This window comes from Streptomyces sp. NPDC018000, from assembly GCF_044328025.1.
Taxonomy (GTDB): domain Bacteria; phylum Actinomycetota; class Actinomycetes; order Streptomycetales; family Streptomycetaceae; genus Streptomyces.
Map to the genome: position 1 here is coordinate 73,653 of NZ_JBIRGM010000014.1, position 13,374 is coordinate 87,026.

Annotated in this window: 11 protein-coding genes and 4 pseudogenes; 11 read left to right on the forward strand and 4 right to left on the reverse strand. The window is 69.2% G+C overall.

What is annotated here, in order from left to right; translation table 11 throughout:
- Positions 1–504: 504 nt before the first annotated feature.
- Both ACH4EW_RS24525 and ACH4EW_RS24530 read right to left on the reverse strand, forming a co-directional pair.
- Entirely contained in the window at positions 505–1,386 is an 882-nt protein-coding gene (locus ACH4EW_RS24525; RefSeq protein ID WP_398260265.1) for a universal stress protein, read from the reverse strand.
- A 247-nt stretch (positions 1,387–1,633) separates the two neighbouring features.
- Positions 1,634–2,053 (reverse strand): CBS domain-containing protein, encoded by a 420-nt coding sequence (locus tag ACH4EW_RS24530; protein ID WP_398260267.1) that lies wholly within the window; start codon positions 2,051–2,053, stop codon positions 1,634–1,636.
- Between the two features lie 371 nt (positions 2,054–2,424).
- Here ACH4EW_RS24530 and ACH4EW_RS24535 point away from each other — a divergent pair, with 371 nt between their 5' ends.
- From ACH4EW_RS24535 to ACH4EW_RS24545, 3 genes and pseudogenes are all read left to right on the forward strand, one after another.
- Positions 2,425–2,835, forward strand: a complete 411-nt coding sequence (locus tag ACH4EW_RS24535) for a transposase (protein WP_398260269.1) — start codon at positions 2,425–2,427, stop codon at positions 2,833–2,835.
- Positions 2,836–3,007: 172 nt separating this feature from the next.
- Positions 3,008–3,934, forward strand: a complete 927-nt coding sequence (locus ACH4EW_RS24540; protein WP_398260271.1) for an STM4015 family protein — start codon at positions 3,008–3,010, stop codon at positions 3,932–3,934.
- A gap of 114 nt (positions 3,935–4,048) precedes the next feature.
- Positions 4,049–4,390: pseudogene (locus tag ACH4EW_RS24545) on the forward strand (DUF5655 domain-containing protein); the annotation flags it as partial.
- Between the two features lie 96 nt (positions 4,391–4,486).
- On the opposite strand, the gene ACH4EW_RS24550 reads toward ACH4EW_RS24545, so the two are convergent.
- On the reverse strand, positions 4,487–5,236 hold the full coding sequence (locus ACH4EW_RS24550; RefSeq protein ID WP_398260273.1) for a DNA-methyltransferase: 750 nt from the start codon (positions 5,234–5,236) through the stop codon (positions 4,487–4,489).
- 682 nt (positions 5,237–5,918) lie between these two features.
- On the opposite strand from ACH4EW_RS24550, the gene ACH4EW_RS24555 reads away from it, so the two are divergent.
- The 8 genes and pseudogenes from ACH4EW_RS24555 to ACH4EW_RS24590 form a co-directional block, all read left to right on the forward strand.
- Complete coding sequence (locus ACH4EW_RS24555; RefSeq protein ID WP_398260412.1) at positions 5,919–6,977, forward strand: C40 family peptidase; 1,059 nt, start codon at positions 5,919–5,921, stop codon at positions 6,975–6,977.
- A 70-nt stretch (positions 6,978–7,047) separates the two neighbouring features.
- Positions 7,048–7,356 (forward strand): DUF6112 family protein, encoded by a 309-nt coding sequence (locus tag ACH4EW_RS24560; protein WP_398260275.1) that lies wholly within the window; start codon positions 7,048–7,050, stop codon positions 7,354–7,356.
- Positions 7,356–8,045: a hypothetical protein gene (locus ACH4EW_RS24565; RefSeq protein WP_398260277.1), complete on the forward strand. Its 690-nt coding sequence runs from the start codon at positions 7,356–7,358 to the stop codon at positions 8,043–8,045. The genes ACH4EW_RS24560 and ACH4EW_RS24565 overlap by 1 nt, the downstream gene beginning before the upstream one ends.
- 31 nt (positions 8,046–8,076) lie before the next feature.
- Entirely contained in the window at positions 8,077–9,447 is a 1,371-nt protein-coding gene (locus ACH4EW_RS24570; RefSeq protein WP_398260279.1) for an ATP-binding protein, read from the forward strand.
- A 90-nt stretch (positions 9,448–9,537) separates the two neighbouring features.
- Positions 9,538–10,314, forward strand: a pseudogene (locus ACH4EW_RS24575) (SCO6880 family protein); the annotation flags it as partial.
- Between the two features lie 46 nt (positions 10,315–10,360).
- Complete coding sequence (locus ACH4EW_RS24580; RefSeq protein WP_398260281.1) at positions 10,361–10,810, forward strand: DUF6238 family protein; 450 nt, start codon at positions 10,361–10,363, stop codon at positions 10,808–10,810.
- A gap of 19 nt (positions 10,811–10,829) precedes the next feature.
- Positions 10,830–12,335, forward strand: a complete 1,506-nt coding sequence (locus ACH4EW_RS24585; RefSeq protein ID WP_398260283.1) for an ATP-binding protein — start codon at positions 10,830–10,832, stop codon at positions 12,333–12,335.
- 391 nt (positions 12,336–12,726) lie between these two features.
- A pseudogene (locus ACH4EW_RS24590) lies at positions 12,727–12,990 on the forward strand (transposase family protein); the annotation flags it as partial.
- Between the two features lie 69 nt (positions 12,991–13,059).
- On the opposite strand, the pseudogene ACH4EW_RS24595 reads toward ACH4EW_RS24590, so the two are convergent.
- Positions 13,060–13,299: pseudogene (locus ACH4EW_RS24595) on the reverse strand (hypothetical protein); the annotation flags it as partial.
- Between the last annotated feature and the right edge of the window lie 75 nt (positions 13,300–13,374).

A 13,374-nucleotide genomic window follows, 5' to 3' on the forward strand; every position in this document is an offset into this window, starting at 1 on the left:
GCGGGGTGCGGTGGAATCTGCGACGGATGACCGCGATCGTTGTGGCCGGCTGTCACCGTGCCGTGAGGACGGGCATCCGTTGACTGAGGTGACCCACCGAGTAGCCGAGGGGATTCTCACCCTCGGCCCTCACAGATCCGTACGTGACGATCTCTCATCATACGGCTCTTGTCGTTCTGGTCACCAGACGCGGGGGCATGGCTGGTCCACGCCGAGTGAGCGAAGAACGGGGGCCATGCGCTTCTCGATCGCCGCGAGCACGAAGGGTGCCCGGCGTTCGCTGACGCAGTGGACCACGGCGTCGTCCACATCAGCGGGAAGCCGATCCTGCGCGGCCTCACCGAGGCACAGCAAGTACGGTTCGACGACACCCCGCCTCCCGAGCGGCACGCTGGACGTCGTTCAGCTCGCCCATCTCCGCAAGATCGTCGCCGCTCAGGATTATCTGCCCGCAGTAGCCCTGGTACTCGGGCTGGAGAGCGGACCGCGCCGTCCCTTACCGGCTCAGCGTTTCGGATGCGGAACAACCATGACCGGGCACAGGGCGTGGTGCAGCACGCCCTGGCTGACGGAACCGAGTATCAGACCAGTGAAGCCCCCCAGCCCTCGCGATCCCACTACAAGACCCAGGGCGTGTGCGGACGCTCCGCTCAGCACCTTCACCGGGTGGCCGCGCACGACCTCATGGTGCACCGTCACATCCGGGTAGGCGGCAGTGCGGCCGGCCACAGTCTCCGACAGGAGCCTGCGGCACTCCTGGCGCGCGGCCTGTTCGTCCAGGACGCCGAGGAGCGGCGGGTGCCACACATACAGCGCCTGTAGCCCGGCGCCACGCAGAGCCGCCTCCTCGAACGCGTAGTCGACGGCAGTCTCGGAGTCCGGACTGCCATCCACGCCCACTACGAGGAACGGGGGCTGCTGCGTGATGTGCTCGGCCTCGCGCACAACGATCACAGGGCAGTGGGTGTGGGCTATGACCGGCACGGCTACCGCGAGGGAGGGGACGAGTTCCTGCAGGGCTGTCAGGTGCCGCGAGCCGAGCACGACCGCTGTGGCTTCGCGCGCCTGTCCGCGCAGGACCGAGGCCGCGTCGCCCTCCACGAGCAGGACTGACACCTCCACCCCGGGCCGCCGGTCCTTGATGAACTCCTCAGCCTGCTCCAGAGCGCGTATGCCCAGCGTTCGCAGCGCCTCGTCCCACGCGTCCCAAGCCGGTCTCAGTTCCGCTGTCCGGTACTTGGCGGACGGCTCCTCTCGCACGTACACCAGGCGCAGCGGCAGTCTGCGCCGGTCGGCCTCGTCAGCGGCCCAGGCAAGTGCCACCCGCTTCGTGGGGTCGGGGTCGATGCCCACCACGATCGGCCTGGTATCAGACGGACTGGTCATGGCATACCTCCGGAGGTGACTACGAGGCGCCCCTCGGCCACCACGGGAAGGTGACGCACCTGGATCGAATGCATCTCGATGACGGCGACCGCAACAGTGGTTCAGCCTCCGCAGGAGCAGGTGCAGGTGATCGTTTCCACCCTGGTCTGCGGCGACAGCTTACGGGCCGTGGCCCATACCACGAGATCTCGATCGGTCGCCACGCCGATCACTGCGTCGACGTTCACCACAGACAGGGCACCCGAAATCAGGAGGCTCCGCAGACAGCCTCAACGAAGTGGCCCACCTGCTCCTCCGGCAGGTGGCGTGCGAGGTCCGCCTCGCTGATCATCCCTACGAGGCGGTGGTTCTCGATGACCGGCAGCCGTCGGATCTTGTGCTCCTCCATGGTTTGAAGGACCCTGTCGGAGTCCGCATCTGCGTCAACCGTGATCGGCTTGCCCTGTTCGAGCCGGCCTGCGGTCACCGTCCGGGGGTCCTTGCCGTTGGCGAGACATTTCACCACGATGTCACGGTCAGTGATGATCCCGTGGAGGCGGTCGTCCTCCCCGCAGACCGGCAGGGCTCCGATGTCCAGCTCTTTCATCGTGCGCGCCGCAACGGCCAGCGTCTCGTTCTCCTGGATACAGGTCGCGTCGACGTGCATGATCTCCCGTGCAGTGGTCATGACCTCTCCCTAGAGCTTCGAGGATCCGGCACCGAGAGAGCGCCCGGAGTGCGGCCCACCCTCAGCCGTACGCTTATGGCTCATTGTGGGCTTTCCACATGCCGTGCGCACGCCGAGCCGACCGGCCTCACCAGGCTGCTGCCACAGTGCCCGTCGATGGACCGACGGGCACACTCGCAGGGTGTCCAGCAGCCTCGCCCGCTCATCGCCGACTCGCGGTGAGACGCTGTGGGTATCGCCCGCCCTTACGGTCGGCCGAGTCCGTTTGAAGGCTCCACGGTCGCGCCGCCCCTTGTCCCCGGTGCTGGCGACGGTGAACCAGCGGCGCCCGCCCGGGCTGTCCCCGCGTCCGCAAAGACCTCGTGCTGCCGGTGGTCGAGCAGTTGCCGGACGACTCCTACCTCACCGAGATCTTCGACCGGAACGACATCGACATCCACCACACCCGTCGCGGGGTACCGGTCCGCGCGGTGGAGTACACCATCGCCGGCCACGAGGGCGTCTACCGGCTCCTCACCACGATCCTCGACCCGGACAAGGCCCCAGCCACGGAACTGGCCGCCCTCTACGCCCAGCGGTGGGAGTTCGAGTCCACCCTCGACGAAATCAAGACCCACCTCGGCGGTCCCCGCCTGGTCCTGCGTTCACAGCACCCCGAAGGAGCTGAGCAGGAACTCTACGGCTTCCTGCTCGTCCACCACGCCATCCGGCAAGGAAGCGCGACAGCCAGCCACCGCCGAACTTCCGCTCGGGCACAGCCTGATGGGTGTTGGCTGCGGTGAGAGGCGCACCGACAAAACGCGTTGATCAACGGGCATATACAGTGTCCAACAGCGGGATCCCCAGCTTGTGGTGATCGTTTCCCACTGCGGAGGTCAACGCTGTTGCGTGCGGCCGGCCGGGGGCTCGTCAAGCCGACGACGACGGAGAACACAACAACCGAGGGGTCGCACCATGCCGGGTGACCTGGCCACGTTTCACGGCCTACCGGTCGTCGACTTCACCGGTGGCGGTGACCTGCACGAAGCAGCTTCGGTGGCCTGGCGCGTAAGTGGTGGCGGGGACAGGGACCAGAGCTTCGAGGAGACGTGGCAGCAGTTCCTCCAGGCGGTCGACCTCGCCGGGGTACGGGCCCTGGTATTCGGCGGCTGGGCGGACACCTATGAATTCGACCCCGCGCCCATTCTCGACCTGGCCGTTGCCACAGCGGACCGACTGACCGGCCTGCGAGCCTTCCACTTCGGGGACATCTCCTACAAGGAGAGCGACATCTCCTGGATCCGGCAGACCGATGTCACCCCACTGCTGCGCGCCTACCCTCTGCTGGAGCGGTTCGAGGCGCGCGGCGGGCCAGGCATGGCAGTCTCACCGCTGCGTCACACTTCGCTGCAGTACCTGGAGTTCGAAAGCGCTGGCCTTCCGGCCCAGGTGGCGCGCGGACTCTGCGCCTCCGAGTTGCCCGCGCTAAAGGAACTGGAGCTGTGGCTCGGCGTCAGGAAGTACGGGGGCGACACCACTGTGGCCGACCTGGCGGCGCTGCTCTCCGGCGAAAGCTTCCCGGCGCTGCGTCACCTGGGACTGCTCAACAGCAAGCGGCAGGACGAGATTGCTACGGCGGCCGCCGAGGCTCCCGTCGTCGCACAGTTGCGGTCCCTGGCCCTGTCCATGGGCACCCTGTCGGACACCGGCGCCGCGGCACTTCTCAGCGGCCGGTCGCTCACTCACCTGAAGTGGCTCGACCTCCAGCACCACTACCTCAGCGCGGCCATGATGCGTCGGCTGCGGGATGCCCTGGAACCTTCCGGGGTCGAAATCGACCTCAGCCACGGTAGGCAGGACCCGGGCGACAGCAAGCGGCGCTACGTCGCACTCTCCAGATGAAACCCTCGCGGCAGCGCTCCGTAGCGGGCATGCGTCTCCTGCCAGGCCCGGACGTGATCACTCCAGCTGCTTCGTGCCGTGCCCCCGGGGAAAACGGCTCCGGTGATCCCCGTGTCGGCGGGGCCTGGCCTCGTCCCTGACTGCCTGCGGGACCTGTACGCGGAGCTGGACGACACTCTCACGGCGTGGGGCGAAGTCGAGGTGGCGCCCCTTCGGCACTACATCGCCTACCGGCGACTGGTGAACGTGGCGTCGGTGATCTTCCGTCCGAAGCACGGGGTGATCCTGGTCTACCTCAGACTCGACCCTGACACCGTCACGTTGGAGCAAGGTTTCACCCGGGACATGCGCGGCATCGGGCATCTCGGGACCGGGGACCTGGAGGTACGCATCACCTCGGCGGCCGACCTGGAGAAGGCGACACCGGTGATCCGGCGAGCGTTCGAGGCGGCCTGACGCGAGCAAAAGGGCAGCTGGCACATCGGTTACTCGATGCGCCAGCCGCCCTTTGGCGTCTGCGATCTGCTGGCCCCGGGCTCTCTGTTCTCATGATCACTCCTCCGGTCCGGCCAGAACGAATTCGTCCTGCGTCAGCTCCGCGCGGAGCCTCTCCTCTGCGATGTCCGCGTAGTGTTCGGAGAGCTCGACGCCGATGAACTTGCGGCCCTCGCGCAGGGCGGCGACGCCGGTCGTGCCGGAGCCGGTGAAGGGGTCGAGGACCGTTCCGCCCGGCGGGCAGATCCTCACCAGCTCCTGCATCACCTCCACGGGCTTCTGCGTGATGTGCACGCGGTCCTTCCGGGGCTGGCTCGCGGTGTAGAGGCCGGGCAGGTAGACGGGGTTCCGGTCGGGGTCGACCGGGCCCTTGGTGCCCCAGACGATGTACTCGCAGGACTGCTTGAGTCGGCCCCTCTGCGGTCGGGAGACCGGCTTGTGCCACGAGGCGATGCCGCGCCAGGTCCAGCCTGCAGCCTGGAGCGCGTCGGTGGTGGTGGGCAGTTGCCTCCAGTCGGTGAAGACGAGCGCGGCGCCCGACTCGGCGGTGGCCCGGTAGGACTCGGTGAGCAGGAGGGTGAGCCAGAAGCCGTACGAACGCTGGTCACGGTTCTCGCCGGGGAAGTTGGCGAGGTCGTGCTCGGCGTCGCCCGAGGTGTACTTCGCGCGGGCGCTGCGGCCGGTTCGTTCGCTACTGGTTCGGCCACCGCTGTTGTAGGGCGGGTCCGTGATGACCGCATCGACGCTGTTGTCGGGGATGCCGGCGAGAGCGGTCAGCGCGTCGCCTCGGTGCAGGGTGTACGGCATGTGCGGTTCTCTCTTTCCGCGGGGAGGGTCGTGCGCCTGATTCCGTGCTCTCGGAATTCTGCGCACGTCGGCGTGAGTCGCTCCTGGAAGCCGCAGAAGCAGGCGCCTAAGGAGAGCGATGGGCTGGAGAGTAGCCGTTGTTCCCGGCCGCGCCTAATGACGCTCTGCCGCCATATGACGGGTCCCCGCTGCCAGATGAGGCGTCGTTTGGTGCGGCCGGAATTCGTCCCTAGAGTCTCGCCGTGTTCGACGGACGGGGCTCACCTCCTGCCCTGTTGAGCTGTGCTGATGCGTGATGCCTCGCCCAGGTGGCGGCACGGGCGGCGCTCACGAAATGGCCTGATATTTCGGCGAGGGAATTCTCCGTGTGGCGTATGAGATTAAGAGCGCGGCTGGCTGCCGCTCTCCAGCAACGGGGTTCCCAGGGTTCGGGAGTTAGCTGCTCCCGACCCTTTGGAATCTCCATTCCCTGATGCGGTGTCGGTGACCTTTTCGGCGAGAACGTTGGTGCCGCGCTGCCTACGAGTAAGGAGCTGCTGATGCAGCATGCCCAGGCACGCTCTTCCCCGGATTCCGATCCCTGCACCCTCCGCTCGGCGGACGGCCCGCGACTGTGAAGGCGGGCGTGGCGATAGTAGGGGCCGTGGCTCTCGGCCCGCTGCTGCTGATCGCCCCGCTCGCGATGGCTCTGGCCGGCGCGGGTAGCGCCCAGGCCGCCTGCGCGAGCGGCGATGCCCAGGCTGTGGATTCCGCGGCGGTCGCCAAGCAGGTGGAGTCGATCCTCAAGGGTGGCGGCAAGGCCGCGGTGTCGGTGCCGGGGCTGGACGATCCCGCGGAGCAGATCCCGAACGCCAAGACGATCCAGGCCACCGGCGTCGCCATGAAGGTGCCGGCCCGGGGGCAGGTCGTGGCCCTGGCCACGGCCCTGCAGGAGTCGGGGCTGCGGAATCTGGACTATGGCGACCGGGATTCGCTCGGTCTATTCCAGCAGCGTCCCAGCCAGGGTTGGGGGACGGCCCAGCAGGTCCGCGATCCGGTGCACGCCTCGACGAGGTTCTACGAGGCGCTGTTGAAGGTCTCGGGCTGGCAGTCCATGACTATCACTCAGGCGGCACAGGCGGTCCAGAAGAGCGGCCTCCCCGACGCGTACGCCAAGTGGGAGCCGCTGGCCACGGCTCTGCAGAAGGCCATCGCCACGTCGCTGTCGGCGAAGCCGAGTTCCGGCGTGGGTGACAAGGGCGAGCAGACGGATGCGATGTCCGGCGGGTGCGGCACCGGCGATGACGGGGCCAAGTTCGGTCCGATCCCCGCCGGATCCGTCCCCAAGGATTACAGGATCCCGGCTGATGCGGCCAAGTCGGTTCGAACCGCCATCCGCTGGGGTCTGGGCCAGCTCGGCACTCCGTATCAGTGGGGTGGCGCGTGCACCGATCCGCGCGGCCAGGACCCGATGGGCCGTTGTGACTGCTCGTCCCTGATGCAGATGTCGTACAAGGCCGGGGGCATCTCGATCTCCCGGACCACGTACACACAGGTCAAGGAGGGCAAGGCGGTCAGCGTCGACGCCCTCAAGCCGGGCGATCTCCTCTTCACCCGCGGGACGGCCAAAGTCCCGGAACACGTAGGGATGTTCATCGGCGACGGCCTGATTCTGCATGCGCCGCGCACCGGTGACGTGGTCAAGATCTCGTCCCTCGTCGACTGGCGGCCGGACGTCCTCGCCGCCCGCCGGATCGTCTGACCGGCACCCTCTCCCCCCTCGCTCCACCCTTTCCGGGCCCTCGCGCGCCCAAAATCGTACTGGAGTTCCAATGAAGCTCATTCAGCACGCCCAGTTCCTGGCGTACAACCCCGGCGTCACGCCGAGCGAGGGCGGCCTGCCCGGTCTCGACGTCCTGAAGAAGGTCATGGGCAGCATCAATCTGTTCGGCATCATCGCCGTGGTCGGAGCCCTCGCCGTCTCCGCCATCGTCTGGGCCTGGGGCCACCACAGCGGCGGCCACCAGGCCGAGGCCAACGGCAAGAAGGGCACGGTCGTCGCCGCCGGCTGTGCTCTGCTGCTCGGCGCGGCCAACGGCATCGTCGCGTTCTTCTCGACGATGGGGACGCAGGTTCACTGATGCAGACGAAACGTTTCCCTTCCGTCGGGGAGCGGAGGCACGGAGCCCCGTCCTCGGTTTTGCGCCGCGCCTCGATCGGCGGCATCGTCCTCGCCGTTCTGCTGGCCGTCGCAGGCCTGGTCGCGTACGTCACCCGTCCGGAGAGCCCGGCCCCGGCGAAAAACGTCGCCCCCGCGCCCGCATCGTCCTCGGCGTCTCCCTCCCCTGCCGCCACCGCGCACGCCGGGGTGGCGGTGGCCGCCCCGCCCAGGACGACCGATCCGATCGAGTTCGCCAAGGCCGCCACCAAGGTCCTGTGGACGTACGACACCCGGTCGTTCTCGCAGGCCGAGCACCTGGCCGGTCTCAAGCGGTGGATGACTGACGAGAAGAAGTATGCCGACTGGCAGTCGGTCACTGACCAGGTGCCCAGCCCGGTGCTGTGGTCGCGGATGCGTGACAACGGGCAGCACGCCAGCGCCATGGTCGGCGAGGGCCACTTCCCGCAGGCGTTCAAGACCGCACTGGCCCAGGACCCAGGCGCGATCACTGAGGCGTACGTCTACGCCGTCACGGTCACCGGTAAGCAGGCCATCTCTTGGAAGGGCTCGGGTGCCGGAGCCGAGTCCCGCTCGACGACCCTCGCCGTCCAGTGCCGGCCGGATCGCGACTGCGCCGTCGTCGGGGTTCTGCCGAACGTCGCGCCGTGATCGCTCTCAACCTGTTTAAGGAGGTGCCCTCATGGGGGCTTGTGACCTTCCTCTGATGAGTACGGTCTGTGACACCGTCGGCGGTGTGGTCGGCGCGACCGGCGAAGCCGTCACGGACGGCATCGGTGCCTGGATTGCCAAGTCGATGGGCGAGATGGCCCAGGCCGCGGCGGACTTGGCCTCGAAGGCCGTCGACATGACCACCGCCATCGATCTCAACGCCGAATGGTTCAGGAGCAACTACGAGCTGATCCTGCCCATCGGTCTCATCCTCACCGTCGGCACGTTCTGTCTTCAGCTCACCCGTGCCGCCTGGCGCCGGGACGAACGCGCCCTCGCTCAGGCGGTGTACGGAACCGCGGCCGGGGTCCTGTTCGCCTTCGCCGCCATCGCCTGCACCACCGTCGCGATCACTGTGGTCGACGCGCTCAGCGCCGGCCTCTTCCAAGCGGCCAACAGCTCGGTGGACGACGCGGTACGCCGCATCATCAAGGTCAACGAACTGGGGGCGATGTTCGGCCTGGGCTGGGGCGTCCCCGCGATCGTCGCGCTCGGCTGCGCGGTGGGCGCCTTTCTCTACTGGGCGGTGATGGTCGCTCGCAAGGTCGGCATCCTGGTCCTGGTCACGCTGGCCGTGTTCGCCGGGGCCGGCGGTGGCTGGGAGGTCGCGCGGCGCTGGCGGCGCGGCTGGATCGAGGCGACCAGCACCCTGATCGTCTCCAAGCTCCTGATGACGATCGTGTTCCTGCTGGGCGTCTCGGCCATGGGCAAGACCGACGCGAGCGACGGACTCGCCGCCCTTTCGGACGCGATCGCGGGCATCGTCGTGATGGTCCTGGTGCTGCTTTGCCCCTACGCCACGTACAAGTTCGTGCACTGGGCGGCCGATGGCGGCGGTCACGACGATCTGCACCGCACCGGTGTCGCGGGTATGGCGGTCGCCGCGGGTGCGGCGAAGACGGCGGGGCAGCTCGCGGTCCAGGCCGGCACGGGGATGCGGGCTCCGCAGGGCCCGTCGAAGGTGCCGGGCCAGGGTTCGGGCGGTGTCGCCTCCGGGATCGACCCGACCGGCGGTTCCGGTGGTGAGGCCAAGCCGAAGCAGACCAACTTCCGCTTCGGTGAGGACCCCGATGCGACCGGCGACAAGGGACGGGCTCTGATCCGTCGCCCTCCCGCGGACGGCGACCGCGGAGTCCCGCTCATCCAGCGTCCCGGTGAGAGCCAGGCGGCCGACTCGACGCCGGTGGTTTCCGGGCCGACGCCACAGGGCGCCTCGGTCGCGCCGCCGCAGGTCACGCGCCTGGACCCGCCAGCAGCACGGCGCAGCGGTCCTCCTCCCCAGGGTGGCGCCACCCCGCAGCGGTGGGTCTATCCCGAACCAGCGGACCGGTCGGGCTCGTAGCTCGCGGCTGACGGGGCGGGCCGAGGTCCCGCCCGGCTCGCCCCGTTTTCCTTCTCTTCTTTCTCTTCACGTTCCAAGGACGGTTTCGCCATGCTCCCTGACGCTTCTCACCCCGATGGTCCGGCCACGGTCAAGTTCCCTCACCGCTCGCGCCGGGGCGTGCTGCTTGGTCTGTCGGCCCCTCAGCTGATGGTCGTCGCGGTCTGCGGTCTGCTTCTGCTCGCGGTGCTGCTCACCTCCGGCGTGACCGGAGCGCTCAAGCTCGTACCGCTGTGGGCCGTCGTCCTCGCGGCGGTCTTCATCCGCCACCGCGGGCGCGCGCTCGCCGACTGGGCCCCGATCGCGATCCGATACGCGCTCCGGCGCTTGCGGAGGCAGTTGGTCTGGCTCGCCCGGCCCTCCACCCGGCCGCGGCGAGAGGGACTGCTCCACCTGCCCGGCACGGCCGCGTCCCTGCGGGTGGCCACATCGCCAGACGGCCGCCTCGGCGCGGTTCACAATCCGCACCACGCCACCCTCACCGCCGTGGTGAAGGTCTCCTCCCGCGCCTTCGCCCTGCTGGACCCGGCCGCCCAGAGCGGCAACGTCTCCGGCTGGGGCCGCGCCCTGGCCGCGCTCGCGCGCGCCGGGCACATCGCCCGCGTCCAGGTCCTGGAGCGCACCGTCCCCGACTCCGGCGACGCGCTCAACCGCTACTGGCACGAGAACGGCAACGCCCAGACCCCGCTCGCCGGACCGATCTACGACGATCTGCTGGCCGCCGCTGGCCCCGCCGCCGCACCCCACGAGGCGTATGTCGCCCTCACGCTCGACCTCAAGGCGGCCCGCCGCCTTATCAACCAGGCCGGCGGCGGACTCACCGGGGCCTAGCACGGCCCAGCACCACCGACCGCGCTCTACCGAAGGGCACCCCATGCCGACCGAGCCCATGCCAGAACTGGCTGCGGACTTCGTCCCGTTCGCCACCGCCGCGCTCGACTTCCACCGCGTCATCAACATGCCCGTCGCCCCCGTCGCCGCCAGCCGCACCGAACTGGACTCCCTGCACGGCCACTTGGTCGCCCTGTACGGGCTGCTGGACGCGCACACCGCCCGGACCGCCCCGGTGGCCACCGCCGAGGGCGATCATCTGAGGGCCTGCCGCGTCCGGCTGTGGCAGGCAGCCGAGCACCTCCACGCCGCGTACCACGCAGCCCCGCACCCGGGCACCGAGCGCCCTCGGGAGGCGTGCCGGGCCCGCCTTCCCGAGGGCGCCCCCGACCTCACCGTGTGCCAGCGCCACCTGGCCACCGCCGCCCGCGTCCGCCGTGACCACACCCCGGCCGACCTGCGCGATCCCTTCACCGGCCTCACCCGCCACTGACCACCGGAGCGCCACCGCCATGCCCACCCGAACCACCCGCGCCAGCGCCAGTCCGCTGTTCGTTCCCCGCAAGACCGACCGCCGCACGGCACGCGCCGCCCGCGACCAGTTCGCCGCCGCCCGCGACAAGGCCCGCCACGCCGCCCGGCCCGAAGCCCGCCGCGCCGCGACCGGCATCGATCCCGAACTGCGCGCCACCTACCCGGCCGTCGGCCGCCCGGGTCCCGGCTCAGCCCGCGGCGGGCGTCTCAAGCTCCCCGCCCACCGGATGACCACCGCCACCGCGTGTGGCGCCTACCCGTTCCTCGCCGAGGGCGGCCTGGGCGCCCAGGGCATCTACGTCGGCCGCGACGTGCATGCCGAGGCCGCCTTCACCTACGACCCGTTCGCGCTGTACGGGCGGCTCGACGGCTTCACGAACCCGAACATCCTGCTCGCCGGGATCATCGGCATGGGCAAGTCCGCCCTGGCCAAGTCCCTCGCCGTGCGCGCCGTGGCCTTCGGCTACCGCATCTATGTGCCGTGCGACCCGAAGGGCGAGTGGACCGTGGTCGCCCAGGCGCTGGGCGGGCAGACCATCGCCCTGGGTCCCGGCCTTCCCGGCCGACTGAACCCGCTGGACGCCCCCACCCGGCCGCACGGCGTCAGCGAGGACGACTGGGCGGGCGAGGTCCGCAAGCGGCGCCTGCTTCTCCTCGGTTCGCTCGCGAAGACCGTTCTTCGGCGCGACCTGCACCCGATGGAGCACACCGCCCTGGACGTGGCACGCGACCAGGCCGTCGCGCACGCCGAAACCGCCGGTACGCCCCCGCTGCTCGGCGACATCGCGTACGTGCTCGGCTCACCCGCGCGCCTCGACGCCGCACTCGCAGACCCCTCCGGGCGCCTGGGACAGGCGGCCGAGGACCTGGCCCACGCGCTGCGACGCCTCGTCCACGGCGACCTGGCCGGCATGTTCGACGCGCCGAGCACCGTGGCCTTCGACCCGGCCGCGCCGATGCTGTCCATCGGCCTGTCCCGGCTCGGCGGCGCCGACGATGACACCGCACTCGTCCTGGCGATGACCTGCGCCTCCGCGTGGATGGAGTCCGCGCTCTCCGACCCCACCGGCGGACGGCGCTGGGTGATCTACGACGAGGCATGGCGCGTGATGCGGCACCTCGCACTGCTGGAACGCATGCAGAGCCAGTGGAAGCTCAGCCGGGGCCTCGGCATCGCCAACATAATGGTCATCCACCGCCTCAGCGACCTGCTCACCGCCGGCGACGCCGGCTCCCGGGGCCGCGCGCTCGCCGAGGGCCTGCTCACCGACTGCTCCACCCGCATCATCTACCGCCAGGAAGCCGACCAACTCGGCTCCGCCGCAGCCCTGCTGGGCCTCACCGGCGTCGAAACCCAGGCCGTCTCCGCCCTCACCAAGGGGCGCGGTCTATGGAAGGTCGCGGGCCGGTCGTTCATTACTCAACATCTGCTCCACCCCCTCGAACGCGAACTGTTCGACACCGACGCCCGGATGCACACCTGAGACATCCGCCCGCAATCAAGCACCTCGTGAGGGGGCCACCACGTCGCATCGCCTCCCCCTTCCCAGCCGCCTCACCACGCCCTTCGTACAGGAAGTCACACCCATGCACCTGAAGCGCACGATCCGCCGCGGCCTGCGCCGCCTCGTCCATCGACTTCCAGATCCCTCAGGTCGGCGATCCCCAACAGCCTCTCAACGATGCGCAATCCCTCCGAGAGCTCCGCCGTTCTCAAGATGGGCTGCGCGCAGGAGTTGGACACGACGACCAGTGTGCCACCGCACGAGCGTTGTCCACCCCGTCAAGCAGGCTGTGTAGTTGAGCTGACGGACAGGAGAAGTCCCTGGTAGATGGGTTTTCAACCAAGAATTCCGTCTCCATCAGAGGCTTCGCATGCTTGTCTACCCTTCCGGGATCGACGTGTCCAGCTCCGCCCTGCGCTTCCTGTCCGCTCGGTTGCGCGACCATCGCCGGCAGCGCGGTACCCGCTGGCGCCGGCTGAGCACGGGCCGTCAGGCTCTGCTTGCCCTCGCCCACCTGCGGTGCGGGCACACTTACGCGCAGCTCGCCGCGGGCTTCGACGTGGGCACCACCACCGCCTACCGGTATATCGCCGAGGCCGTCGATGTGCTGGCCGCGCTCGCCCCGGACCTGGCCGCCGGGGCTGAAGGTGCCGGCCACCGAGTCGGTGATGGTCTTCGTACGGCCCATGGTGTCGTAGGTGTACGTGGTGCTGGACGGCACGGAGTCCGTGACCTTGAGCGGACGCCCGAGCAGGTCGTACGTCGTCGTTGACGTGTTGCCCGCCCCGTCGTCGTAGGCCGTCTGGCGGCCAAGCGCGTCATAGGTGTAGGTGACCGTCTGCCCGTTGGAGGACTGGGAGGTCACTCGCCCGCTGTCCGGATCATAGGTCAGTGAGACCGAGGGCACGGCGTCGCCGGTGCCGCCGCTGACCGCCGTCTTCATGGTACGGCCCGCGGTGTCCACGGTGATCGTCGTGGCGGACTCGGCGCGGTCACCGGAATCGACGTCGTCGACCGA